Source organism: Curtobacterium sp. Leaf183, from assembly GCF_001424385.1.
Classification (GTDB): Bacteria; Actinomycetota; Actinomycetes; order Actinomycetales; family Microbacteriaceae; genus Curtobacterium.
Genome location: NZ_LMPO01000009.1, coordinates 778,483 through 803,986 on the forward strand (window position 1 = coordinate 778,483; position 25,504 = coordinate 803,986).

Annotated in this window: 14 protein-coding genes; 8 read left to right on the forward strand and 6 right to left on the reverse strand. The window is 67.4% G+C overall.

From position 1 onward, the window contains the following. The first annotated feature begins 22 nt into the window (after positions 1–22). From ASG04_RS14540 to ASG04_RS18110, 8 genes are all read left to right on the forward strand, one after another. On the forward strand, positions 23–1,627 hold the full coding sequence (locus tag ASG04_RS14540; protein WP_056125639.1) for a PTS transporter subunit EIIC: 1,605 nt from the start codon (positions 23–25) through the stop codon (positions 1,625–1,627). After that, positions 1,627–2,691 carry a MupG family TIM beta-alpha barrel fold protein gene (locus tag ASG04_RS14545; protein ID WP_056125641.1) on the forward strand — a complete coding sequence of 355 codons (1,065 nt, stop codon included), beginning with the start codon at positions 1,627–1,629 and terminating at the stop codon, positions 2,689–2,691. The genes ASG04_RS14540 and ASG04_RS14545 overlap by 1 nt, the downstream gene beginning before the upstream one ends. A 525-nt stretch (positions 2,692–3,216) precedes the next feature. Continuing rightward, complete coding sequence (locus ASG04_RS14550) at positions 3,217–3,624, forward strand: hypothetical protein (protein ID WP_056125643.1); 408 nt, start codon at positions 3,217–3,219, stop codon at positions 3,622–3,624. Positions 3,625–3,745: 121 nt separating this feature from the next. Continuing rightward, the gene (locus tag ASG04_RS14555) at positions 3,746–4,309 is read left to right on the forward strand and encodes a hypothetical protein (RefSeq protein ID WP_156463683.1); all 564 of its coding nucleotides are present in this window, start codon (positions 3,746–3,748) and stop codon (positions 4,307–4,309) included. Between the two features lie 189 nt (positions 4,310–4,498). After that, positions 4,499–4,984, forward strand: coding sequence for a hypothetical protein (locus tag ASG04_RS14560; protein ID WP_200938524.1), 486 nt, complete (start codon positions 4,499–4,501; stop codon positions 4,982–4,984). Positions 4,985–5,130: 146 nt separating this feature from the next. After that, complete coding sequence (locus tag ASG04_RS14565) at positions 5,131–6,279, forward strand: TRAFAC clade GTPase domain-containing protein (RefSeq protein ID WP_056125647.1); 1,149 nt, start codon at positions 5,131–5,133, stop codon at positions 6,277–6,279. Further along, positions 6,276–6,617 (forward strand): hypothetical protein, encoded by a 342-nt coding sequence (locus ASG04_RS14570; RefSeq protein WP_056125649.1) that lies wholly within the window; start codon positions 6,276–6,278, stop codon positions 6,615–6,617. Before ASG04_RS14565 ends, ASG04_RS14570 begins: the two co-directional genes overlap by 4 nt. 539 nt (positions 6,618–7,156) lie before the next feature. Then, a complete protein-coding gene (locus ASG04_RS18110) occupies positions 7,157–7,360 on the forward strand; it encodes a transposase (RefSeq protein WP_414835835.1) in 204 nt (67 codons plus the stop codon). A 724-nt stretch (positions 7,361–8,084) separates the two neighbouring features. Here the strand turns inward: ASG04_RS18110 and ASG04_RS14575 are convergent. Genes ASG04_RS14575 through ASG04_RS14600 form a run of 6 tightly spaced genes read right to left on the reverse strand, consistent with a single transcriptional unit; the run spans position 8,085 to position 25,346 of the window. After that, complete coding sequence (locus tag ASG04_RS14575) at positions 8,085–10,160, reverse strand: DEAD/DEAH box helicase (RefSeq protein ID WP_056125651.1); 2,076 nt, start codon at positions 10,158–10,160, stop codon at positions 8,085–8,087. Then, complete coding sequence (gene brxD / locus ASG04_RS14580) at positions 10,153–11,463, reverse strand: BREX system ATP-binding protein BrxD (RefSeq protein ID WP_056125653.1); 1,311 nt, start codon at positions 11,461–11,463, stop codon at positions 10,153–10,155. Before brxD ends, ASG04_RS14575 begins: the two co-directional genes overlap by 8 nt. After that, the gene (pglZ, locus tag ASG04_RS14585; RefSeq protein WP_056125655.1) at positions 11,463–14,141 is read right to left on the reverse strand and encodes a BREX-2 system phosphatase PglZ; all 2,679 of its coding nucleotides are present in this window, start codon (positions 14,139–14,141) and stop codon (positions 11,463–11,465) included. The genes brxD and pglZ overlap by 1 nt, the downstream gene beginning before the upstream one ends. A gap of 2 nt (positions 14,142–14,143) precedes the next feature. Next, positions 14,144–17,728, reverse strand: coding sequence for a hypothetical protein (locus ASG04_RS14590; RefSeq protein WP_056125657.1), 3,585 nt, complete (start codon positions 17,726–17,728; stop codon positions 14,144–14,146). Further along, positions 17,725–21,294, reverse strand: a complete 3,570-nt coding sequence (pglX, locus tag ASG04_RS14595) for a BREX-2 system adenine-specific DNA-methyltransferase PglX (protein ID WP_056125659.1) — start codon at positions 21,292–21,294, stop codon at positions 17,725–17,727. Before pglX ends, ASG04_RS14590 begins: the two co-directional genes overlap by 4 nt. Continuing rightward, positions 21,291–25,346, reverse strand: a complete 4,056-nt coding sequence (locus ASG04_RS14600; protein WP_056125661.1) for a protein kinase domain-containing protein — start codon at positions 25,344–25,346, stop codon at positions 21,291–21,293. The genes pglX and ASG04_RS14600 overlap by 4 nt, the downstream gene beginning before the upstream one ends. Positions 25,347–25,504: the final 158 nt, after the last annotated feature.

Here is a 25,504-nt window from a genome sequence, read left to right on the forward strand (position 1 = left end):
CTGCCCCCGAGGAGCACCATCAATGACCGATGCACAGCAACTCGCACAGCGGATCCTCGACACCGTCGGAGGCTCCGGCAACATCGCCGACGTCGAGAACTGCATGACCCGGCTGCGGGTCGAGGTCGTCTCGACCGACGCGGTCGCGCTCGACGAGCTCAAGTCCACCGACGGCGTCATGGCCGCGATCGCGGCCGGCTCGAACCTGCAGATCGTGCTCGGCCCGGGTCTCGTCGACCGGGTGGCCGTCGACCTGGAGGCTCTGCGCGCCTCCGCCCCGCCGACTGCGGCTGGTGGGTCCGGTGCGTCGGGGGCCTCGGGCTCCGCGGGTGCCTCGGGTGCGTCGCCTGACGAGTTGGCTGCGCGCGGGGCGTCGATCAAAGCGACTGCGCGGTCGCGTGCCGACGGCCGGACCATGCGCGCCATCCGGAAGATCTCCGCGATCTTCATCCCGCTCATCCCCGCGCTGATCGCCTGCGGTCTCATCGCCGGGATCAACGGCATTCTGACGAACCTCGGGTGGCTGCCGGGGGTGACGCCGTTCCTCGGCGTGCTGTCGTCCGGGTTCCTGTCGCTGCTCGCCGTCTTCGTCGGCATGAACGCCGCGAAGGAGTTCGGCGGCACGCCCATCCTCGGTGGCGCCGTCGGTGCGATCGTCGTCGCGGCCGGGGTCGCCAACGTCACGGTGTTCGGGCAGACGCTCGCTCCCGGGCAGGGCGGTGTGCTCGGCGCGATGGCCGGCGGCATCCTCGCCGCCCTGGTCGAGCGCTTCATGCGGCGGAACACGCCGGACGTCATCGCGCTCATCGTGGTGCCGACGGTCACGGTGCTCGTCGCGGGGTCGATCACCCTGGGCATCCTGATGTCGGTCGCGGGGGTCGTCTCGGTCGCGATCGGTGCGGCCGCGACCTGGCTCCTGGCCAACGGCGGCGCCTTCGCCGGGTTCATCCTGGGCGGGTTCTTCCTGCCGCTCGTCATGACCGGCATGCACCAGGCGCTCACCCCGATCCACACCACCCTGATCGACCAGACCGGGTGGACCGTGCTGCTGCCCGTACTCGCGATGGGCGGTGCCGGGCAGATCGGTGCCGCGCTCGCGCTGTGGATGCGCTTCCGTCGCAACGAGGCGCTCTCGCGGACCATCCGTGGCGCACTGCCCGCCGGGCTCCTCGGCGTCGGTGAGCCCCTCATCTACGGCGTGACGCTCCCCCTCGGTCGGCCGTTCATCACCGCGTGCATCGGTGGGGCGTTCGGTGGCGGTGTCGTCGGGCTGTTCGACCAGCTCGGGCACCCCGTCGGGGCGATCGCCATCGGGGCATCGGACCTGTCACTCCTGCCGCTGCTCAACGGTTCGTCCGGGTACGGCTGGGCGCTGCTCGGGTACGGGTCGGGACTGGTCGTGGCGTACGTCGTCGGGTTCGTCGCGACGCTGCTGTTCGGGGTGTCCGCGTCGGTCAAGGCCGACCTCGAGGAGCAGTCCGTTCCCGGGGCGCCGCTCGACCTGGTGTCGTCGGCCGTGCCGGCTGACGCGACCGATGCGCCTCCGGCTGCCGGGGCTGCGGGTACTGGTGCTGGTTCCGCTGCCGGCTCCGCTGCTGGTTCCGCTCGGGCCGGGGCTTCGCGCTGATGCGGTTGGGCGCGAGCGCGTACCTGGCGCACGCTTCGATGGCGGGTCCGACGTTCTCCGCCGCAGCGGAGGCGGGTGCGACGCTCGCGTTCACGTCGTTGCACATTCCCGAGGACTCCCCCGATGGGGCTCGTGCCGCGGCGGCCGCTATCGTCTCGGCAGCCACTTCGTCGGGCCTGTCGGTCGTGGCCGACGTCTCCCCCAACACCGCGCGGCTGCTCGGCGATTCGCCGTGGGAGTTCCTGCGGTTGATCGGGGTGGCGCGGGTGCGGATCGACTTCGGGTTCTCCGTGGCGGAGATCCGTTCGATCGCCTCGATCCTGCCGATCGCGCTCAACGCGAGCACCCTGCAGGCCGCTGACCTCGCGCCGTTCGCTGACCTGGACGTCGAGTTGATCCACAACTTCTACCCACGGGAGTGGACCGGGCTGGCGTTGTCCTCTGTTGCGTCGTCCGTGTCCGTCGCGCGACAGTTCGGGTGGCGCGTCGGGGCGTTCATCGCCGGCGACTCGGCGCGTCGAGGGCCGCTCCGCGAGGGGCTGCCGACCGTCGAGGAGCACCGGAACATGCCGCCGTTGTTCCAGGCGCTGTCGCTCGTCGACGCCGGCGTGGACGACGTGTACGTCGGGGATCCGGCGCTGACCGATCATTCCTGGTCGCGGCTGGGGTCGTTCGTCCGCGAGGACCTCGTCGCGCTCGACGGCACCGCCGCCCCGGGCGTGCACCCCGCGGTCATCGAGGCGCTGGCGATCCCCGACCGGAACCGGCCCGACGCTGCCGAGGCGATGATCCGGTTGGAGCACTCTCGGGAGCGTTTCGCCGGGCTACCGCTGCCCGAGGTTGGTGGGCAGCCCAGGCCGGCCGGGTCGGTCACCGTGCAGTTGGCGTCCGCCGGGAGGTACTGCGGGGAGGTGGCGATCACGTTGCGGGATCTGCCCCCGGATCGCCGAGTCGCCCAACTTGCCCGACTTGCCCGACTTTCCCAGCCAGAAACCGAACAAACTGTGCGCCCCAAGTTCGGTACTCAGGCGCTCTCGATTCAGATGGGTCCCGATGCGATTTGAACCCGTTGCCCGGGTCTCAGGCTGAGCCACGTAAGCGGAAGATCCCCAGAACTACGAGGATCTGACGGCCACCTCGCGGAGCACTGTGCCATCTGTAGCCAGCCGCACCAAAATGCACCACGAAGTAGCCAGAGCGACCGAGGCGGCACTGCTATGGTCAGCGAACCTCGGCCCGGACGCAGCCGCGGCTAGCGGCAGCCTCGCCGGTTGCGCACGGCAAATTCCGCTCGCTTGGGCTCACGGCGTCAGACGGTGGCCTACGGAAGGTCGGGTCTGCCTAAGGATGTGGGATGAAACTGCGACCCGAGCCATGTCCGCCAGCCTCGCGTGGGAGGACCCCCTGCACACCGAGCCCGAGTGCTTCGACAAGCAGGCCTTCTGACGGAGCCGTCGATGGCGGAGTGCGCCTTGTCTCGGGTCAGGGCTCTGAGATCTTCTCCGCTACGCTCCTTGACGCGCTGCCGACTAGAGCAGCGCGGACGATCAAGGGCTCAGGGAGCCCGAAGGAGACAGCACGTGCGATCGATGGGTGTCGGCCTCGGCCTCGTGCAGGCGTTGGTCGCGATAGCCTTCGCGCTCATCGCGGCGGTCGTCGCGATTGCCGTCGCTGGCGTCGTGCTCCTCACATTCAGCCTTGTGCACGTCCGGCGGCATGCTGTCGCCGGGTCAGACGACGCTGCAGTCCCCGCCCCTCCGCTCGCGATCGTCGCAACCTTCGTCGCCGCGATGACCGTCGGGGTGGTGTTCCTCATGGGCGACTTCCCGATCGCGCTCCTCATCGCAGGCGGGGTGACGATCGCGTGCGCACTGTTCGCCGTGATCGACTTCGCCTACAACGACAGCGCGACGATCTGGACACGTCGCGCGACCTGGCTCAGCGGCGGTGTCGGGGTACTGACCGGGATCTTCGGGTTCTTCGCTCTCAATGGCTGACCAGGACCGAGCGCCTGCACCGCCGCATGACCCGCTCCACGTCGGCGCCGGCGCCGACGCCGGCGCCGGCGCCGGCGCCGGCCAGAGTGCCAGCTTCAGGGGCACTCGCTAATCTCCTTACGTGGAAGCCTTCGAGCATTTTGTGGCCCTGGCTATGGAGACGGAAGGGCTCGTGGTCTCGAGCGCACTGAAGTTCCCGGTGAAGCGTCGCACCCGCAAAGCCGCCTACGAGGAGTGGCAGACCCACGGATTTGAGGTCGACCTTGTGGGGGCCCGTGCCAACCGGCTCGTTTTGGCCACGGTGAAGTCGTTCTTCGGTTCCCGCGGCGTGGTTGCAGCACACGTCCGCGGGGAAGCCGTCGACCCGCGCCACAATGCCTTGTACGCACTCATGAATGACAGCGTGGTGCGGGCCACAGTCGTCGAGGGTGCAGCCGACCGCTTCGGTTTTGAACTCGACCAGGTCGAGTTGAGGCTGTACGTGGGCCGATTTGCAGGTGGCGCGAACGAGGCGGAAGCTCGACAGTGGTGCGCAACGCAAGAGGTCGGTTCTGGCCCGATTGCAGTCGTTGGAGCAGCTGAGGTGGTCAAGACGGTTCGTACGGTTGCGCGGTCGAAGCAGTATCGGGATGACGCCGTTCTGGCGACACTCAAAGTTCTCGACGCAGCTGGGGCGCTGACCTGACGCTAGCGCCGACCACACTGCTTAGCAGTCCGAGCCGACCCCGAAGTGTCACAGCAGAAATGCTGCGGTCATGGCTATCCATCTCGAGGTCCACGACTGCGGGACGCAGCCGCCACCTGAGCCCCTGCCCGCCTCCGGTGCGATGAGTTGTTCGGAGTTCGGTCGTGACTTGCATGCCAGAATCGCTCAATGATCGACGCACAGGGCTCCCGTGGCGCCGACTACGCAGCGGTCGACGCGCTCGCTGCCTGGTCTGATTGGTTGCCGTTCGGAGAGGCGACTCGCATGATCGAACGGCTTCCCGGCGTCTACTCGATGCGCGTCGGTGCAAGCATCGTTTACGTCGGAATGGCAGGCGAGCGCGCTGGCAGTGGCAGCCGCAAACCCGAAGGCATGCGTGGCAGGCTCTCCAGGCACACGAGCGGTAAGGCAGCCGCCTCGGGGTTTGGTGAGGCAGCACTTGATCGTGCTCTCGCCGACGTCGGCTTCGTCAGCCAGCAGCTCATCGCACTGACAGAAGGCCAACCTCGTCGCGTCACCAGGTGGGCCAAGGACGCGATTGAGTGGCACAACGTCGAGCTGCGTTGGACGACCTGCGCGGGCGGCTTTGCAGCGCGGCAGCTCGAATCGCAGATCATCCTGCTGCTTCGCCCACATGGGCTCTGGAACCGATAGCTCGCCCCCCTAAGCGGCGAAACGCCCTCAGTAGACCCCTCGGCTGAAGTCCTGACCTGTCCAGTGGAGAACCGGTCGCTCCTCGTACCTGGCCGGATCCATTGAACCGGGAGCAACCGTGCCCGGACGTCCCTTAGGTTTGGTACATGAAGCCGATGAAGGTTGCACGGGAACAGCAGATCGCAGTGTTCGGGGAGTCCGGCAGCGGGAAGACCGTGCTGCTCTCGTCGTTCTACGGCGCCGCGCAAGAGCCAGCCTTCATCAACAAGAGTCTGTATAAGATCACCGCGGATACGGCCGCGCAGGGCCTGCGGCTGCATCAGAACTATCTCGGGATGAAGAACACTGGCGCGATGCCGGCCACGAGCCGTTTCTCTGCGACGAAGTACGTGTTCTCGGTCCAGCAGCGCTCCAACGCCGCGTCGAGGGGCAGGAAGCCGGCTGCGGAGGAGCTCCGGCTGGTGTGGCACGACTACCCGGGTGAGTGGTTTGAGGAAGAACCCTCCACCCTCGAGGAGATCAGCCGTCGTGCCGAGACCTTCAAGGCGCTGGTCGGGTCCGACGTAGCTGTGCTGCTCGTCGACGGGCAACGTCTCGTCGACAACGCTGGCGAGGAAGAGCGGTACCTAAAAGCGCTGCTGACGAACTACATCGCACACGTGTCACGGGTGCGCAGCGAGCTCCTGCCAAATAGCCAGCGGCTCGTTCGGTTCCCTCGAGTATGGCTCTTTGGGCTGTCGAAGGCGGACCTGTTGCCGGGGACGGATGCGACGGCGTTCCGGGACCTCCTTGTGGAGAAGGTCGGGCAGGAGATAACCCTGCTGCGCGAGGAGCTCGCCGCATTCGCTGAAGAGCCGGAAGCGTTCTCCCTCGGGGAGGACTTCGTTATACTGTCCTCCGCGAAGTTCGAACCCGGCAGGATCGACTTCGGTGAGCAGATCGGGGTGCCGCTGATGCTGCCGATCGCAGCAATGCTGCCGCTCTCGCGGCAGCTGCGCTGGGCGAAAGCGCTCCGCCACGGCGGGAAGGTCGCGACCGAACTGATGAAGAACGCCGGAACCGCGATCTCGTTCCTCAGCGCGTTCGCGGTCAGGCTTCCGGGCAAGCTCAAGCTCCTCCCCGCGCTCGTGCCGTTCGTCGTCGACCCGCTTATCGAACACGGCACCGAGAAGCTGCAGGACGCATGCAACAAGGCAGCAGACCGCCATGACTTCCTCACGGCCGTACTGCTCGGCTTCCGCCTCGATTTGAACCGCGCGGTCGAGAACGACGTCCTCATCGAGAGTCCGAAGTGAGGCTCATCTGGGCCACCCGTGGGAAAACCTGGGGGTTCCGGTTCGTTCGCACTGGCGGGCTGGCGAATCCGCTCGAGGTCTACGAGGAGGCGTTTACCGGCTCGGACGGGGAGCCATTCACGTTCACCCAGCGGGCCGACACGCTCGCGGTGCGAATCCCCGATCCGCAACGGCGGAAGGATCGCGCTGGCCGGGTCATCCCCCACGAGTTCGTCGTGCTTGCCCCCGACCACCTTCGTTTCTCCGACTGCGAGAGTGCGCGTGCTGCACTCTGGCACGAGGTTGAGGAGGAGTACGCCTCGATCTGGGACGAGCCGGCCAGCTCAATCCCACGCTGAATGAAGCCAAGCTGGCCAGGACAAGCGAGGTGGCACCCGAGTTTTATAGGGCCGTCGTTCTCGAGCTGCAGCGCTAGCCGAGGAACGATCCGATGAGCCAGATCGGCCCCATCACGATAATTACGAGCAGCAGCACAACCATGAGCACTGCGTCAGTGATTCCCCAAATGCGACAACCCGAAGCGGCCAGAAGATCGAGTGCGAAAGCCTGCTGCGCTCCTGCCTAGCGCGCCGCAGTCGCAGGGAATGTCAGTGGTCCTGTGGAGAGCCCTGCCTGCGACCCAAGCCGACCTCTCACAGAGGCGGCCCAGGTCGGAACCCATCGACTGACTCCGTACAGAACGAGACCGCCCTGACGAACCTTCTCCAAGACCGCATCACCGCCGACCTCGACTGGTGGTTCGATCCCGCTCCCACACGGACGTGGCGGTTCGTCACAACCAGCGCCGAGATGACCCGGCAGTCCCACACCGTGCTGGGCAAGCAGCCCTGCCTCACGCTGGCCTTAGGCCGGGTCGGTGGACACCTTGTAAGTGAGGATGTTCATCTTGAGACGGGCGGGTCGGGAGTTCACTCCTGAGTTCAAGGACGAGGCTGTGAAGCTGGTGACCAACACCGGTCGGACGGTCGCGGAGGTCGCCCGTGAGCTGGGCGTTCTGGAGGTGCGGTGGGCCGAGGGTTGGAAGAGTTCGGGACCGGCAGGACACCGACAATGGTGCCGTGACACAGTCCAGTCGGGCTGAGCTGGTCCGGCTCCGGAACCCAGGGCGGATTCAACTCGTCGTCGCAACAGCTCGATCTGGAGGTGTTCGGTGGTTCGTGGGACACGTACGTAGCCCCGCACCGTCGCTGAGCCGGTGATCCTCGGGCTGCTTGGCAAACTCCTGCAGCAAGGCTCGGCAGCAGTTGGCCGCCGAATCTCGGAACGAAACGTCCGTTTGCGATCCGATCACCGGGAGGCACTCGTGTCCGACGTCCCCGCGACACGGGCCCGCGCGGGGCAACGACTTACGCGAATCGAGCCTGCGCTGCCTCGGCAATGAGTTCCCCTCACCCGTCATCGGTCACTTGGACCGTACGGTCTGAAGCCGGCTCGCGTTCTTTGAAGGGCGATGATTCCCGGTCGATCGCGTCGTCGCAAATCTGGCACTAGCCGTCGCGTTCGAGCGCGACCGTGACATCCACCCCAGCACGTCGTCATATTGAGCACCCAAGACCGATCCCCCGCCCAGACTCGTCGACGTTATTTCGTCGACAGTCCTTGTGCTCAGCCGCAAATTCGGGCACAACCGCTTGCGATTCGCCAGTGACGCCTTCAAAGAACCGCTCATCTGAGCTGACGAGCGTCGGAGACGTGCACTTCGGCAACACTGGGCGGCTGTAGACAGCTGACTTTGTCAATCCGAGAAGCATACAAGCAACTCAGGCAACGTTGTCGATCCTAAGCGCTTTCATAAATCTTCAAACCTACTCTCCGCCAGTAACGATCGCAATCGACGACGAGGCTATCCCAGCCGCATTCACCGTATCGACGAATCGCTCGGCGAGCGTTGCATAGGCCAGGTCCGCCGGCAGAGCGGCGGAGAACTTCAGCCCATCGACCGCCCGTGCGTCGATGTAGGGAAACACGCCTTCAAGGGTGACAGCTCGCATAACCTTCACGTCAAAATCAACGGTGACCCGTATGTACTCATTGGTGGAGCGGGCCTCGAACTTGATGGGGAGCGCCGCCGCGAGGGTCTCATGCGCTTTGAGCCCACCCATGCTCCAGAGCGTGGCCTCATTCGTGCTGCGAGTGAGGACGAGGCTTTCGGGGTCGACGCGCGAGGCCCAGAACTCTCGAGTCGCAGCGAGAGCCCTCGTCGCGCGTTCAGTCAACCACGCCGGCGGATCGGCACCAAGGAGCACGTCTCGCCGCGCCCGAACCATCTCGAACGACTCGGGGAGGGAGTCAGACGACCAGCGGACCCTCCCCCGAGCGTTCTCGGGTTCTACCTCGACGCGGCGGCGCGCCCAGTCAATCGTGAGGACGCGCCATGCGCGTCCTGCAAGCAACAGCGGTTTCTCTCCACGCATGACCGCGTAGGTGAGGGAAAGCGGCGTGACGCTGCCGATTTCCTTGCGGCCGATGAGCACGGAGAGTTCGAGATCGGCGATGAAGGTGCTAAGCAGGTCCATGAAATGTCGACCGCCAAATGTCTTCTCCGCGGCGGGTCCAATGATGAGCCACCCGCTGTCCTGCACGAGGAAGTCGTTGTTCACGAGGTATTCCAGCACCTCCTCCCCTGCGTTCATTACCGGGCTGCCGCCCCACCATCCACGCCAGGTCGCACGGGCAAATCGACCCTCTTGAAGGGCAAGCGCGAGGAACTGCTGCGCGGCGAGATGCCTCGGCGAGGGCGGCGGGATGACCGGCTCGACGAACCGGTTGCCCCATAAGTGAAGCAAGCCTGCGGCCCGCAGGAGCGAGTCGTAATCGGTAGTGAGGAACAGAGCATTACGCACTGTGCCCAGGCGACGGCCGGTGCGACCGAGGCGCTGTAGGAACGAGCCGACGGAGCGTGGCGAATCGAGCTGGATCATCCGGTGGAGGTCGCCGATATCGATGCCTAGCTCGAGTGTGGACGTCGACACGATGACGCAGTCTCGCGCCTCGGCGAACGCCCGCTCGCTCTGGCGGCGCTCATCGAGCGACAGCGACGAGTGGGAGATGAAAGTCGTGACGCCCCGGCCGCGCAGCTCGAAGGCGAGCTCCTCAGCCTGCCTCCGGGACTCACAGAAAACGAGGCGCTTCTCACCGACGTGAAGCTGCGAGATCACGGTGGCGGCATTCTCCAGGCTGCCGACGTGATCGAGCACTAGTTCCGGTGGGGCGGGTGGGTCGTCGACGGCGACTACCTGGGCTGGAACGCCAAGAGCGGCATTCGATCCCTGGTACCAAGCGAGCACATCCCTCGGGTTCCCGAGGGTCGCGGATAGGCCGACCCTCTGGATTCGGTGTTCGGTGAGCCGCTGAACACGTTCGAGGACGGCCACCAGATGCCACCCGCGGTCCCCGGCGGCGAAGGAGTGGATTTCGTCGGCGACGACAGCGCGGAGCCCGCGGAACAGGAGCCGGTGGTCGACCCGGCGCGAAACGAGCATCGCCTCGAGGGATTCCGGTGTGGTGAGGAGGATGTCGGGTGGTTCAGCGAGAATCGCTCGCCTGGCGCCGTCGCCGATGTCCCCATGCCAGAGTGCGACGCGACGCCCGAGCCAAGCCGTGTACTGTTCCAAGCGCGGCAGCAAATTATTGAGCAATGCCTTCAGCGGAGCGACATAGACGACGGAGAGCCCTGTCCAGCCTTCTTCGGTCATCCGGGTGAGCAGCGGGAACGTCGCGGCCTCGGTCTTGCCGCCGGCGGTCGGCGCGATGAGCAGGCAGTCTGCCCCCGAGTACACCGGCGCGACGGCCGCCCGCTGGAGCGGCCGCAGGTCCGGCCAGCCGAGGGTATTCGCGACGTGGTACTCCAGCGCCGGGGCGATGCCGGTCGGTTTAGACATCGATGTGGATCGCGTCGAGGCTACCGAGGGCGGCACGCTCATCGTCGTTGAGCTCACCGGCGGCGACTTGCACCGCTCCGGCGGCGTCGGGCACGAAATCAGGGAACTGCTCGACCTTGTCGAGCAGATCGACGAGCTTGCGTAGGAACACGCGCGGCGCAATGCCGACTCGCCCGCCGAGCTGCCCTGCGACCGCAGTCGCGTACCCACCGAGATAGTCGTCGGTAATCAACGCCCCGATCCGGTCTACCGTGGGGCTGCCGCTCGCATAGATGTCGCGGATGCGCTGTCCGAGCTCGACGAGGCTCGCATGCTGGAATCCGAGCAGGCGGACCTGCGGCGCACGAGGGTTGTCCCACTTTGGGTCACCAGAGAAGTTGACGCCGATGCGTGCCGCGAGTGGTGGGAGACGCTGGACGCCCTGCGTCCCGTCAAAGAACGCGGGTGTGCCGGTGACGAGGACGTACAACCCGGGGAATCGCCCGGCGTCGACTTCATCGAGGAGCTGCCGGAGCGCGTTGAGCGACTTCTCGCGTACGTCGCTGCGCACCCGCTGTAGAGTCTCGACCTCATCGAGGACGAGCACGAGTCCGCGGTAATCCGAGTCCCGGAGCACGGCGAGGAGGCCCTGGAGGAATCCGAAAGCAGCGAAATGGTCGATGTCCCCACGGACGCCGGCAACACGACGGACGCTCGCGGCGACGGACGGCTGCCCGCCGAGCCACGCGACGAGTCCGTCGGACGTCGGGCCGTCCCCCGATCGGACGGCCTTGTGGTAGCCGCGGAGGGCTGCGGCGAATGCGGGGGCGGTGCGGCTAACGACGGCGAGCCGCTGCTCCAGGAGCGCGTCGGTGCGGGCTGCAACGGCGGAGGGGTCGCGCGGGTCGGCCCCGGCCGCGATGGCGTCTTCTTCCAGGACTCGGAACCAGCCGTCGACGATGTCGCGGAATGCGCTCGCCCCGATCGCCTCGGTGGCGAGGGTTTCGGTGATGCGCCGGTAGACGGTCTCCAGTCGGTGCAGCGGCGTCTCGGTCTCGGAGATCTGCACCTCGGCGGTCGCGAAGCCCTGCTGCTTGGCCGTCTCGGTGAGCCAGCGCGCAAAGAATGTCTTGCCAGCACCGTATTCGCCGCGGATGGCCTTGAAGTTCGCGCCGCCCTCGGCGACCGTGGCAAGCTCAGCGGCGATCGCGGTGCCGAAGCGCTCAAGGCCGACAGCCATCACGTCGAGTCCGCGCTGCGGGACGGTCCCTCGGCGCAGGGCGTCGATGATCTCGCGGCGACGGCGCGGACTGACGTCGACCATCAGGCGCCCCCGAGCTCGAACTGCTCTCGGAGCAGCGGGATGTCGAGCACGACCGTCACACCATCCGCATCGGTGTCGACGACCGGGTAGCCATCGACGTTCAACACACGGCGCAGCGTCGTCAAGAGCCCAGCGAAGGTGTGGGCGGCGATGCCGAGCTGCACCGCCAGCGTGTCTCGGTGCGCCCGTCCCCCACCGGCCTCGAGGGAGTCGACAATCGTCGCGACAATGGTGTCCTCGACCGGATGGCGCCCCGCTAGATTTCGGCGTGCGCTGTACGTCGCCGCGCTCACGAGCGAGGTGCCGAGGCTCGCCCCCGCGCGCGCAGCCACCACCGCGGGCTGCTCCGGCTCGGTGCCGAACAGGGTCGGCCCGGTCGGCGCAGCCACCTTGGCCGACTTTGTCTTGGCCTTCGGAGCCGGGCGCGCAGCCGAGGCGGCTGAGGTCTCGGCACGACTCGGCTCATTCCACCAGGTCGGCTCCTGCGGCGGGGCCTCGACCCAGCCGACCGGGTCATCGGCTCCCTGTCGCTTCAGCACGACGACGGGGATCGTCAGTTCGGCGAGGGACGCACCACCGTGATAGCCGGCCTTCTTCGTCGTGTATCGGAGACCGTCCGATACGGCCAGGATCGCCTGCCCGCCGGGGGCGAGCACGCGCGGCCCCGCCACGAGCACCTCATCGGAGCCGGCCGGGGCCCCACCTGCATCGCGCCAACGGGCTGGCGACCCCGGCACGTTCCGCAGCTCACTACCGCGCTCGACGATGTGGCCGTGGTCCGAGGTGAGGATGACGAGACGCCCGGCGTCCTGGGCGGCCGCGAGCAGCGCCTCCAGGTTGGCGATGGAGTGCGGCGTCCAGCGCAGCGCGTCGACGTCGGCGCTGGCGAGGGCGTCGTCGATCGTGTTCAGCACGGCGGCGACGATCTTCTGGGTCCGGCTGCCGATCGCATCAGTCACCGCTTCGGGGAGCGCGAAGCCGGGCCTGGACCGGAGGTCGTCCTTATGTAAGACGACCCCGTTCACGCCGCTGGTGAATCTCGACTTCTCGATCTGTTGATGGCCGTCGAGTAGTTCCCCGGCGAAGAGGGAGGTCCTCGAGTACTGCGTTACCGTCGGCAGTGCGGCAAGCGCGACTCCACGGTGCCGCTGCCCCTCGCGGACGACTTCTGCCCAGCCGAGCCCCGTGAGCTCGGGCACGAGTTCGGCGGCGGTCGGCACGCTCATACCGTCGAGCACGATCAGGAGCACACCGTTCCGAGCGGCGAGCGGCACGACGGTCCGCGCGAGCAGGTCTTCAACGGGCGTGACCCGCTCGTCCTTACTGGAGGCGCCGGTGAGCAGCGCCGATGCCGCGCGATCCTGGTCGCGCCGCTTCGCCTGTACGGCGAGTGCGAGTGCACCGTAGGCTCGCGCGAGGCCGCGATCGGTGTCGCCGTCCCAGATGTCGCCGAGGGCACGCTCCGCCCATGCGCCATCCGTGGCGTAGTCCTGGAGCGCCCCACTAAGTCCCGCTGTCGGGGTCACACTGCTGACGAGCCAACGCACGAGCCGGGCGGCCATCTGTGCGGTCGGTCGCGAGCCATCGAACGACGCCCGGACGCTGTGCCCGTCGATCGCGGCCAATGCCCGCTCGACCGAACGCGCCGTCTGCGGCGTCGGCGTCGCTACCGCGGCGTCGATCGCGGCGGCGAATGCAGCGATGCGCACGCGGAGACCCGCAGGGAGCAGGGCGGATCCCGCCGCGCCGTCCGCCCAACCCCACTCGCCACAAAGCGCTTCGGCCTGCTCGAGCACCTCGGTGGCATGCCGGTCCCCGCTCGCGAGCCAGCGCTGCGTGATGAGCTTCGCGCCGCCACCGAAGCGCTGCACAGCGGCGGCACTTGGCGCCCGCCCCAGATACTCTTCGGCACGGACCCGGGCGGCGGCCACGGTGGCGTTCGGCGCGAGGGAACCGGCAGTCCAAAGCTCGCCGGCGGCGAGGCCGACGGCGATCGGTGACACATTACCGAGCCGACTCGCCGCCGTGAGTGCGAGTGCCAGGTGCGGCTCGGTGTGCGCGGCGACCGCCTGGATGAACCCCAGGCGAGCATCCGCGGCCAGTGACTGCAGCCGCATCCGTGCGGTCGCGTCATCCAGCGGGGCGAGCGCCGTGGACAGGTCGAGGTCCTCGGGTCGCCCCAGGCCGAGGAGCGCGAGCAGCAGCGACCGGATGACGTGTCCCGGGGTAAGCACCGCTCCCGACGGGAGCTGCGGGTAGTTCCGCTCGCGGCGCCAGTCGGCCAGCAGCCGCGGCAACCAGTTCCCGAGTTCCTTCACCGGGCGCGGGACCGAATCGTCCCGCACGCCGAAGGCGCTCGCGACGAACGCCCACTCGTCGAGGTCGGTGAGCTGCTGCGGCGACGCGTCGAGCACCACCGCGCTGCCGAGCTGCGCTTCCGTGAGGTCGGTGAGCACCGCGACGTATTCGCCGTCGGGCACGGATCGCATCGCATCCAGCGCAGCGAGCCCGGACACGCCTTCGATGACGTGGACCCTCGCCTCACCAACCGTGAGTACCCGCTGCCCCGACCACGCGGGCTGCGCACGCACCAGGACCGTACGAGCGGGGCGCGGCTTCTTCAGCCATGCCGCCACGTGGTCGCGGAGTGCGGTTTCGGTTGCGATCGGGATGGCCACGGTCAGTCAATCTGCCAGCTGATCGTCACGCTGCCTTCAACGCCGGCTTCCTGCTCGATTTCGCTGCGGAGGTCGGCGAGGACGCTCCCCAGGTCGGCGAGCGCACCGAAATGGGTGCCGTGCGGATTGGTCGGTGCGGGCTGCGGAGGCCGCGGTGTATGCGGCGCCTGCACGAGCAGTGCCTCCGCTTTCGCGGCGACTTCCCGCAGGCGCGGCTCAAGCGGTACGACCGACTCGTCGACCGCGGCCGCATCCCGAAGCGCCTGGAGGGACGCGTCAATGCCCGCGTCGCCTCGGCTCGCCGCCGCGGCTACGACCCGCCAGTTGAGCCCCTGCAGCTCCCGCGCGAGCCGCTCCGCCGACGCATGCGCGCTGCCATGGGCCGTCAGCTCGGTCGGCAGGTCGAAGGTCACGAGCGTGTCGATGAGGGCCTTGTCGCCGCTCGTCGACGATCCGAGTGCCCGCACCAGCTCGCCGACGCGACGCGCGGTGGCGAGTCGCCCGGTGACTGCCGCGACGTCGATGCCGAGGGTCGCGGCGTTCCCTTCGAGCTGCGCCGCAAGATCAGCAACCTTGCTCGACGTCGCCTGGTGACGGACGGCCTGTGCGAAGCGACCGACGGCGCGCGGGGTGAGGAGCGCCTCGGGCGGCACGCCGAAAATCGCGCCAGCACGACCCTGAGCGACCTTCCAGTCGGCGTCGCTCGGCAGGTTCGCGTGCCGAGGCGTCGCGGCGTCCGGCAGCGAGCCGATGCCCGGGGTGCCGCTGCCGAACTCGATGTTGTGCAACAGTCCCCAGGTGAGGAGGACCGTGTCCTGCATCGGCTGGGTCATGCCCCAGGGGGCGAGCTTCGACCGCAGCTGTCCGACGGTGATTCCGGCACCGAGCTCGCCCTGCCAGCGAGCGAGATCGGCGGTCCAGCCGAAGTGTGCTGCGTCGACGACGAGCACGTTCTCATTCAGCGCCCCAAGCTTGAGCGGCACAATGAGATCACGCGCCGCGCGCTGCTCACCGGCGGCGAGGCCTTGCCTGCGCCCGCCCTGCTCGATCGTCGACGTGATCAGGTTGAGCGCGGGGCTGAGCTTGCTCGCGGTAACTTCCTCGGCACCGAGGTCGGGATGCTCGGGGAACTCGTCTGCCCAGGCGGTGTCCAGCGCGTACCGGAATCCGGTGAGGAGGGTGCCGGTCGCTGGTGGGGCGATCGTGAGCCCGGCGAGGGTGGAGAAGATCTCGTTGCCGCCCAGATCGTTGCCGACGTTCGTGTCGACGGGCGTGTTGACCCCGTAGGCCTGCCGGAGTGCCACCACCATCGCATCGCGCAGGGTGCGCCGCTGCGATTCGAGCGTCTGCCGGGCCGGTCCGCGCTCGGCCACGGCCAGGTGGTCGGCGTTCTGGTCAAAGCGTCCACCGGTCAGGAGATACTCCAGCCGCACCAGCTTGCCCAGCTCGTCCTGCTTCGCGGCGGTAAGAAAGTTCGGGATCCAGGCGATGGTGTTCGCCCTGCGTCCGCCGTCGCCGAGCTTGCGCAGCCGCGCGACGTCGTCGGCCGGGCTGTGGCTCCCGTTGTCGTAGGGGAAGTCGATGACGGCCCGCCACTCCGGGTCGCCGTGGATGAGGTCACTGTCGAGCACGTCTGTCTCGTCGCGCACGTTTCCGAACTTCACGGTGACGGTGCGCTTGTGGCCGCGCCACACGTGGGTGAGCTGGCGGCCGGTGAGGTTCTCCGGCGGGAGGCTCAGCTCCTCGGCGATGAGCTTGCGCACGAGCTCCCGGCGTGTCTGCTGATTGTCCTCGGTGGCGACGCGCTCCAGGATCGAGTCGTAGTCGACGCCGCTCAGCGTGGCGCTGATGATGGGGTCCGAGCCGTCGCCGACGTTGATCTCGCCGAACTCGGCGGCCCAAGCGCGCACAAGTCCGAGCGCCTGGTCGGCCTCGGCTCCGGGGATGAATGCGTCGATCGTGCCGTAGTTGAGGGCGGCGAGCTTAGCGGCGGTGAGGGAGGTCAGCGACTTCGCTTCGGGCGCGAGCGCAGCAATGAGGACCGTCTTCGCGAGTCGATCCTCGGTGACGAAGGCGTGGGTGCGCGGCAGTGCTGCTGCCTCGGCTTCCGTCAGCCCGTGCTTCCGCAGCAGGTACGGGAGCATCTTCTGCCGGTAGAAGGTCCGGGAGATGCGGAAGTGCTGCTTCATCTCCTCGCTGAGCGGCTCGGATCCGCCGAGCGCGACCGGTTCGTAGAGGTCACCGACGGGGATGACGTCGCGGACGAGCTGGGTGTCGCGCCCGTCGGCGAGCAGCTCGGCCATGAGCTTCAGCGCGGTGCGCTCGCGCTGCATGAGGCTGGAGAGGGCCACCATCGTGTCGATGAGGGCGGGTGAGAACGGGTAGACGTCGGCGAACGACTGCTCGTCCGACCGCACCTCGTCGTCGAGGAGGTAGCCCCAGGCGGCATAGTCCTGCTTCACTTCGGCGACGGCGGCGGCGAGGACGGCTACGGCCGCGGTCGACTTCGGCCGCAGCAACCGCTTCTTGACGATCTTCGGCAGGTCGGCCGCCTGCAGTTTGATCTTCGTGAACCGGTCCTCCCAGTAGGCGAAGAGCTGCCCCTGGGCGACTCGCTGCGCGCCGGAGACGTTTGTGCCGAGGAAGTCGCTGAGCGCCCGTTGCCTGGCGAGGAAGGACGTGATCGGGATAGCGAGGTTCGCGGCGGCGTTCTCGCCGACCATGACGACCTTCTCGACTTCGCGCTCCACCCACACCTGGTCGCTGAGGTGCTGACCGAGCCAGAGCACGACCTCGTCGATGAGGAAGACGAGCCCCTGGTAGCCGAGCTGCTTGGCGTGGTTCGCGAGGGCCTTCAGTCCGTCGGCCATCGGCAGCCATTCGCCGGCGCGGGCGTAGCCGGTGAACACCTTGGCAAGCAGGTCGCCGACGAGACGGTCCCGGTCCGGGTGGCCGGGCGCTTCGGCTGCGGCCGCCTCGAACGTCTCGGCGTTCCACTCTCCGGCCAGGTCGCCCCAGCCGGTGTCACCCCCGGCGCCGAGACGCTGGAAGAAGAGCTCGTCGCCGTATGCCTCGCGCTCGGCACGAGCGTCCTCCAGCACTGCGTCACTTGTGTGCAGCACGGGTGCGGGGGCGTCGGGGTGGAGGCGGGCGACGGTGGCGATGTAGCCGCCGAAGATTGCATCCTCGAACGACCTGGCGCCGAGCAGGTTGTAGTCGAGGACGAGCAGCGGCCGGTCCAGGGTATCCAGGTGCCGAGCAACCACGGCCTCCAGCCCGGGGATCTGCCGGGCTGGGACGTGGCCGGAGAGCAGCAGGTGGAGCACGGCTAAGTAGTGCGACTTGCCGGAGCCGAAGGAGCCGTCGAGGAAGGCACCTCGGGAGGACTGCTGCTGCAGCGAGCTGGTCACGAGCCCGAGTCCCTCGCCGACCGCCGCCGCGATGGCGTCGGTGACAACGTAGTCCTGGATCGTCTGGGCGTGCTTGGCGACGCCCTCGTCGAGCTTGATGACGAAGTCGGCGGCTTCGACCCGCTCAGGCAGGTCGATGGCGTCGCGGAGCAGCGCGTTGAGGGTGAGTTCGATCATGATGAGCTCCTCCGCCCACGGGCGGGTGCTTCCGGTCGCCAGGCGAGGACGACGTCGCTGCCGAGGCCGAGGCGGCCGAGCAGTGTGGTGGTGATCCCGGCGACGGCCGTCGCCGGACTGACGCCCGTGCGGGGATCGATCTCATCGTGCCAGTGCCGCAGCCACGGTTCGAGTTCGAGCAGTACCCCCACAAGGGGCACGACCTGCTGGTCGGATGCCCCAGCACGACTGAGCTGGTTGGCGAGCCGAGCGACCGCTTGGCCGCGCTCGGAGTGATCCCACCCCGCCCAGCCGTAGACCCCCGTCGAGTCCTCGGGGTAGTGGCTGCCGGGGAAGGCGATGAATCGTTCCTTCGGCACGTCGAGCTTGCCACGCGCCGACCAGTAAGACACCTTCACGAAGTCCACGGGCTTGTACTTCGGCGGGACGGGCACGTCGACTCGCTCGCCGCGGTCCTCGGCGCGCTGGAGCTCCCAGATGTGCTCCCAGGAACGGAACTTCTCCAGCCCGGAGGATTTGTACCGTTGCGGTGCGAAGGCGGGAACGGCCTCCGGCTCGATCAGCCGGCCAATCTCGGTGCTGAGGTCGAAGTCCTGAGAGCCTGTGTGGATGGCGAGCAATTCCCGCAGCCGCTCGTCGTGGCGCAGCGTGTCGGCGAGTTGAGCGACGGACCGCACGACCGGGCGGCCCGAGGCGTCCTGCCACAGTTCAGGCGCCTCGAGCTGGTCGAGAATTACCTCGCGGATCGCGCCGGCGACAAGCGTCTCCCAGCTCGCACCGGCCCATCGGCGCTTGTATTCGGGCTGCTCCAGCAGGCGCAAAGACGAATTCGTCTCCATCGCCTCGAGGCGCCGCTCAACGAGATCGCGATACCAGACCGGCCACGCCTCTGGAAGGTCTATTAGCGGAGAGCGCCCGTGCCGTTCGAACCATGCTGTCTTCGTCTCCCCGGCCGCGACGGTCCGGGCGAGCTTGATCTCGAACGCGCGCTCGTTCGGCTCGATTGCGACAACGTCGGGGCGCTTCGGCGCAAGCTCAGCATCCACCAGCCCGTATGCGGCATACGTCCGCCAGTCGAGTTCTTCTTGCAAGAAGGTCATCTCCCGGCCGAAAGTACGCCACTTCGGCTCTGCGGCCTCTAGCTCAGAAGGACCGTCCGCCGCGAGAACATTGCTCGGCGTCGACTCGTCTCGCTCTCGCGCCGCGAGGTCGATGCGCCGAGCAAGGTCCCGTTCCCGCTCGCGCGGAAGCGGGAACTCTTGCAGCTTCGTACCTGTGAATTCAAAAAAATCCTCCCACGGCGCCAGGGTCGTTCTCGCGCCGTCACGACTGAGGGTACTTCCCTTGTTGTGACTCACCTGCTTGAGCCAAAAGCACGCCACAGAGGAGTTGAGCACTCCGAGCAGGTCGTAATGATCGTCTTCAGTTGCCCCCTCTGGCAGCTTAATCACCGGGGCAGACTTGTTCATTACCGAATGATCATTCACAAGAACGAAGTGGTTATGCGTGCTGACAAAGGCAAAGGAGATGAGGGCCTCAGCCTGTAGCCTCGCGTTGTGAACAAAAGCGAACTCACCCCACCAATGGCCGCGGGCGGACGGCGTTTTACCAAAAAAAATCACCGCATTGAGCGCTCGGCGATATGGCCAATACGTTGCAGTTGCACCACGACTCATTGAATCTGCATATGGGTCGAGAACCACTCGACGGGCTTGAACGCGCCAGTCCCGGACGCTCTCTCCTTCGACGTAGCTGCGGGTCGGAATCGATTCCCATAGAGCCGATCCCGAGGGTTCATTCCGCACATGGAAATCGTCGAGTCCCGTAATCGCAGTGAATCCAATGGACTCGACTACGTCCGACAACCTCCGTTCTCCTTGACCGTCGATGAGAGCTCGGACGTCCGCGGTTCCGCCGCCGGACAGCGACCACGGGAACTGCGCATAGCTGCTGCGCAACATGTCCGCGACCGAGACATAGGGCCCTTCATAGCCTGGCTGATCAAGGTGATCGAGAATGTCCCGCCACACGAGCCCCTCAGCCGGTACCGCGGGCTGACCAGGCTCGCCGCGCACCCCCAGCACCGCCCGGACGAAATCCGACTGCGGCTTCCGGGGGCGACCCGCAAGGATCACCGTCGGAGTGCCATGCCCAGGGATGTACGCGCCCGAAGTATCAATGATGTGGCTGAGGTCCACATGTTCCGGCGACAGACCAGTGAAGCCGCCGGATAGGAACTTTTCGATGAGGTTCTTGCCGAACTCCCGCTTCATGAAGGAGTTCGAGGTGATTTGGCCAACATATCCGGCGCCGCTCGCGTTCGGACGCTTTGCGAGCCGGAACAGTAGCTCCATGAAGGGCACTGAAAGGGCGTACTTTCCACGGCAGGTCGAATACAGTGCCCTATAAGTGTCGCGCAGCTTCGCGTCCGGCGGCTGGATGTAGGGCGGGTTTGCAACGACGACGTGGTATTGGCCGTGCTCCAGAATGCCTTGGTAGTCGCGGAGATCTTCGGCGCTGTACTCGAAGTACTCGTCGTCGCCGAGGTCGAAGCCGGCGTTCGGGTTGACGCTGCCGAGCAGCGAGTCGCCGATGGCAAGGTGGTATCGGAAGGCAGGCGAGCCGACGAGCGACGTGAGACCGGATGCCCGCAGCGCGGCGACCGTGAGGCGGAAGCGGGCGATGGCGATCGCGAAGGGGTTGAGGTCCACGCCGTGGATGGAGTCGAGCGCCTTCTGCACACGGGCACCCTTGTCGACCGCGGGTGCCGCTTCCGCCCAATTCGCCACGAGCCGTTCGAATGCGCCGAGCAAGAAGTGCCCCGAGCCGCACGCCGGGTCGATGAGCTTCAGTCCGGTGAGCCCGAACTCGGCGATGGCCGGGGTGAGGGTCAGGTCGAGGATGAACTCTTCGACGAAGTCGGGGGTCTGTAGCAGCGCGTAGGTCTTCTTCGCGTAGTCCGAGAGGTCCTGGTAGAGGTCACCGAGGAAGCGGGTGCCGAGGTCCGAGTCGCTGAAGTTGTGAACGAGTGTGCCGTCCGGCCGGGTGCGGCGGAAAAAATCGCGGAGCCCATCGGCCGCGGACGCCGAGATCGGCGCGTGCCACACGGCGGAGTGGTCCGGGTCCACGAGCGGACGACCGGCGGGCAGGTCGGTGAGCACGCTGAACGCCGCCTTCAGCCAGTCACGACTCGTCGCGGTCGGGGTCGCAGCGTAGAACGCCGCTTCGTTCTCGACGGCACGGTCGAGTCCGTCATCGGGACCGGCCAGCCAGGGCAGTGAGACCTGCGTGCCATCGCGCTTCGCCCCGGCGAGCAGGTCGTTGTCCTCGGCGAAGCGAATGAACACGCAGGCGAGGATCCAGGTCACTGCCGCCTGGGCGACCTCGCCGTCGCGCCAGTCGATCCAGCTTTTCCCGGTGCGCTCCCGCGCGGAGGCGCGGCGGTGCTCGTCGCGGAGGCGAGTGCCCCATGCGTCTGCCTCATCTTCGGCGCGCAGGGTGAGGTCCGTCTGCAGCAGCTTCAGCTGGCGTTGCAGGTCGGCGAGCAGGGCGGCGGAGTCGATCACGTCGCGGGGACCTTTCGGGTGAATTCGACCGCAGGTGCCTGTCGGTCGATATCCCGGGCGCCTTCCGATGCGGCCGCGGGCAGGTGGTCGAGGGAGAGCTCCAGGTGGCCGTCGGCACCGAACGGGAACGGCACCCCGTCGAGGTCCGGCGTGCTGACTCCGGCCGGGCGCGGCAGCAGGAACCATCGCGCGGCGGCACGCGGTGTCGCAAGGTCCGTCACCGCGGCGACCAGGTGGACGAGGCCGAAGCGCGCGACCACCGCCGCATTCACCAGCAGCAGAGGCTCCGGTGTCGCGAGCAGCTCCGTCCACGCGGGCTCGATCGCGAGCCGAGCGAGCTGAAGCAAATTCCCGCGGTCCTGGGAACCCTTCGCCTGACCATCCGCGCGCAGTACGGTCGGCCACTGGATATTCTTCGCCACGGCCGTCGTCCGCAGCGCATCGAGCGCCAGGTCGGCGAGGTCGACGACGTGCAGCCCGTGCTCGCGACCGAGGCGGCGCGCACTGGCGAGCAGACCTTGGCGGCCGGACACGACGACGGTCAGCGCGCCCCGGTCTTCGATCGACTGGCGCAGCCGTGCGGCGATCGCCGGGTCAGCTTCCGTGCGTCCCCAGGTCGTCGACGAACCGGTGACTGTAAGCGAGGCGCCATCATTCGCCCGGACCACGTACTTGCCCAGGTCCGCGCGCCACTCCAGATACGGCATCGTCGAGCGCACCGGCTGGTCGAGGTCGGGGCGCGGCGGGATCGAGCTGATCTCCGGGAAGCGGGCACGGACCCGGTGCTCGATGGTGACGATCGCCAGTTCACGGGTCGCCGCTCCGCGCAGTGCCAGCTCGACAGCGCGGGTCGACGCCAAGTCCGCCCGGTACGCCTCGCCCAGTGAGGAGATGCGGCCCTCCTTCGACAACCCGATCGCCAGCTGCGCCGTCCGCGCCACCGGGAGACGCAGCGCCGGCATGCCGCTGCCGAGCAGCGACTCTCGCAGCTGCGGCCCGGGGACGACGTCCGACTCGGCGAGCAGCTGGTCCACGAGGTCGGATGCGGAATGCAGCGCCTCGAGGTGTAGCTCGGCCTCGTCGAACGTGAGCCCCGCGCCGTCGTCCGGCGCGTACGCGATCACAGTCCGCGAACGGTCGCGGAACTGCTCGTAGACGAACTTCGACGCGCCGGAACGGATGTCTACCTCCAGGACTGCGCGGAGCACCTCCGCCGCCGCCTTCTGACGAGTGTCGTCCGCCAGCGTCGAGCCGTACTCGCGCAGCAGCTTCATTGCCAGCTCGTCCAGCGTCGCGACGCCGCCGAGGTCCCGCACCCAGCGGGCCGCGTCCTCGGTCGCCGAACGCAGCGCGCCGTTCTTCTTCAACCGCTTGTAGCGGTCCTCCGAAGACTCCTCCGGCTTCAACTTGATGGCGCCGAGGAAGTCCTCCACGGGGCGACGCCCGACCTGCACCGGCTCGTCGGTCTGCGTTTCCGATTTCGTAAGCCGCTGTCGCCACTGGCGGGTGCGGCCCTGGATCTCCCGCCGGATCTGCTCGCCGAGACCGCGGAGCTGATTGATCGTCATCGGTGGCACGCCGAGCAGCTCGCCAATCGTTGTCGCCGGGACGCGCGCCAACGCGGAGAGGGCGCGGGCGCTGAGACCCGATTCGCGCAGCGACGTGTCAAGCGTCGCGGCGCCCGCTAGCGACTCGTTCGCTGCGGCATCATCGACACCGACCGTCGCCCCAGCGAGTGCGGACGTCCACGCTAGGTGCATGGCGTCCAGGGACGGGTGCCGGTCGGCGTTCGCGGGAGCGAGTGCCGCGGTGAAGAAGCGCCCGAGACCCTCCGCGACCGCGGGGTCGAACATGGTCGCCTGCACCACCGGTGCGTCTGTCGCGCTGCTCGGTGCGTCGCCGTCGCTCCACCAGATCGGGTCACCGGTCGCCAGCTCGAACAGCGTCGCGGCGATCGAGAATCGTTCCGCGGCGCTGTCGTACTGCGCGCGGCCACCGTGGCCGAGGTAGGGGTCGAGGTAGGCGCTCGAGCCGGAGCGAATGTTCGTCAGTGGCTCGTCGGCGAGCGAGAAGTCGAAGAGTGTCAGGCGAGGCCTGCGGCTGCCGGGATCGGGCTTGATAGCGAGGTTCGACGGCTTGATATCGCGATGGAACACGCCCCGACTGTCGAGGTGCGCGACCGCCTCAAAGAGGTCGGATCCGTAGCGCTCGAGCTGCTCGATTGTCGCCTTGCCCTCGATGCGGATGCGGTCGGCGAGCGTCTCCTCGCCCGCATCGGTCATCAGCAGACCCTGCCGAGTGCCGACCGTGAGCGGCCCGTCGAGGTGCTTGACGATCCGCGGGCTGTCCAGTCGCTGCAGCACGTCGGCCTCGACGGCGAGCCGCGCCGCCGCCGTGTCATCCTTCGCGAGCTTCAGGATCACGCCTTCGCGTCCGCTTTCGTAGTCCGCGACCTCGAGTGCCACGCCCGTCGAGCCAGACCCGCGGCGGCGGACGATCTCGAAGCGGTCACCGACGATCTCCCCCTCCGCGGCGTCCAGCGGATCGGTCAGCGCGGGTACTGGTTCGGCGTCACCACGCTCGTACACGCGGGCAGCCGCGAGTTGCACCAGAAAGTCGCCGATGTCGAGCGTGCGGTCCAGCTCGCGAAACGCGGCCGCGTCCCGCACCAATTGGGCGTACATGTCGGGAATTTCGGGCATGATGGCGCGCGGGTCGAGCCCGGTAGCCTGAGACGTGACCAAACCCTGTAGCGCAGCAAAATTCACTGCCGGGTGCTTCCCCGTAAAGATCAGGTACGCAACCGCTCCCACGCCGTAGACGTCGAGGGTCTGCGGTGAAGCCGGCGTCTGCCCGCGCTGGGTCTCCGGCGCCAGGTAGAGATGCACTTCACCATCGACCGCCGCGGCGACGTCGGTGAGGCCCCGTCCGACTTCGGTCGACGTCGAGGTGCTGGGAGCGGGACGGCGGGCGAGGTCCCAGTCTCGGATGCGCAGGGTCGTCGTCCCGCCCGTCGCACGAACCCGGACACTGAGTGGAGAGAGCGCACGATGGGTTAGCCGCTGTCCGTGGGCGAAACGGACCAGCTCGGCGAGGTCCTGCACGAGGCGATCCCGGGCCTCGAAGCTCAGATCCTCATGCTGCTGCATGTACGCCGCGAGGCTTACCTCGTGAGCGTCGAAGGGGAAGACGAGGGCGGCTCCCTCCTCAGGGAAGAACGTTTCGGCAGGGCCGACGATGCCGTCGTGCCGGATGCCGTCGGTGAGACGCATCTCGCGGGCCGCCCTCAGGTCGACGGCGGCGCGGACATCGCGCGATGCGCCCTTCGGGTACGGGAAGAGCCGGATACGGCGCTGCAGCTTCGTGCGTGGATGCGTGACGAGGAAGTCCTGCCAGCCAGGACCCTCGTCAAGCGGCTCGCCGGAGTTGAGCGCGTACTCACCGATCATCCGCTGACGAGCCCGCGGCATTAGGCCAGCGGCCTCCATAAGGCGATCGATGTTGTTCGCCTGAGCCCGGTCGATTAGGGCGCGCCGTGGGGCACGGGCGAGCAGGTCGGAGAACTTCTTTCCCTGGCCCAGCCCGCGGACGTTGTAGCCATCGAGCGCCCACACCGACTCGACACCGTACTGGTCGAGACGCACCTGCGGGTCCTCATGGAGGATGACAGCCTCCGCCACATACGGGACGGCGCCGCTCGGAAGACGGGCGGCGTGGGCGAGATCTTTCAGGACTGAGGCCAGTCGTTTTGCCTTCGCATTGGCAAGCTTCCGCGGGTTGTCCACGGCTCGCCCGTTGTGGTGCCAAGTGGTCTGATCGCCGCCGATCAGGCCGTGCCAGCCTTTCAGCTCGACCAAGAGCAGTCCGGAGCGGGTAACGACCAGCGCGTCGACCTCATTGAGACGCCCGTCCGTGTCAGTGAAGGTGACGTTCACCCAAGCGCGGGCGATCCCGTCGTCGGGCAAGAGCTCCTTAATCCTGGCGAGCGCGGCAGCCTCCTGCGCTTGCGCGGGGTCGCCCATCACCCGCCACAGCCCCGAGTCCTCCCGCAAATCATCCTCCTCTCACGCTAGCCGTCGTCCCGAAGTCTCAACCACTCCACCCCGCCGGCGTCTTACGCTTCGGAGTGCGGCGATCAAGATCCTATCGAATCTGCTATTCACACTTTCGAGCAGCGGCCTCAGCGCCTCTCTTATGAGCGGTCTGAATC

Bases quoted from the DNA above. Each gene is read 5' to 3' on its own strand.
- ASG04_RS14540 (WP_056125639.1), top strand. From the start codon at position 23: ATGACCGATGCACAGCAACTCGCACAGCGGATCCTCGACACCGTCGGA.
- ASG04_RS14545 (WP_056125641.1), top strand. From the start codon at position 1,627: ATGCGGTTGGGCGCGAGCGCGTACCTGGCGCACGCTTCGATGGCGGGT.
- ASG04_RS14550 (WP_056125643.1), top strand. From the start codon at position 3,217: ATGGGTGTCGGCCTCGGCCTCGTGCAGGCGTTGGTCGCGATAGCCTTC.
- ASG04_RS14560 (WP_200938524.1), top strand. From the start codon at position 4,499: ATGATCGACGCACAGGGCTCCCGTGGCGCCGACTACGCAGCGGTCGAC.
- ASG04_RS14565 (WP_056125647.1), top strand. From the start codon at position 5,131: ATGAAGCCGATGAAGGTTGCACGGGAACAGCAGATCGCAGTGTTCGGG.
- ASG04_RS18110 (WP_414835835.1), top strand. From the start codon at position 7,157: ATGTTCATCTTGAGACGGGCGGGTCGGGAGTTCACTCCTGAGTTCAAG.
- ASG04_RS14575 (WP_056125651.1), bottom strand. From the start codon at position 10,160: ATGTCTAAACCGACCGGCATCGCCCCGGCGCTGGAGTACCACGTCGCG.
- brxD (WP_056125653.1), bottom strand. From the start codon at position 11,463: ATGGTCGACGTCAGTCCGCGCCGTCGCCGCGAGATCATCGACGCCCTG.
- ASG04_RS14590 (WP_056125657.1), bottom strand. From the start codon at position 17,728: ATGATCGAACTCACCCTCAACGCGCTGCTCCGCGACGCCATCGACCTG.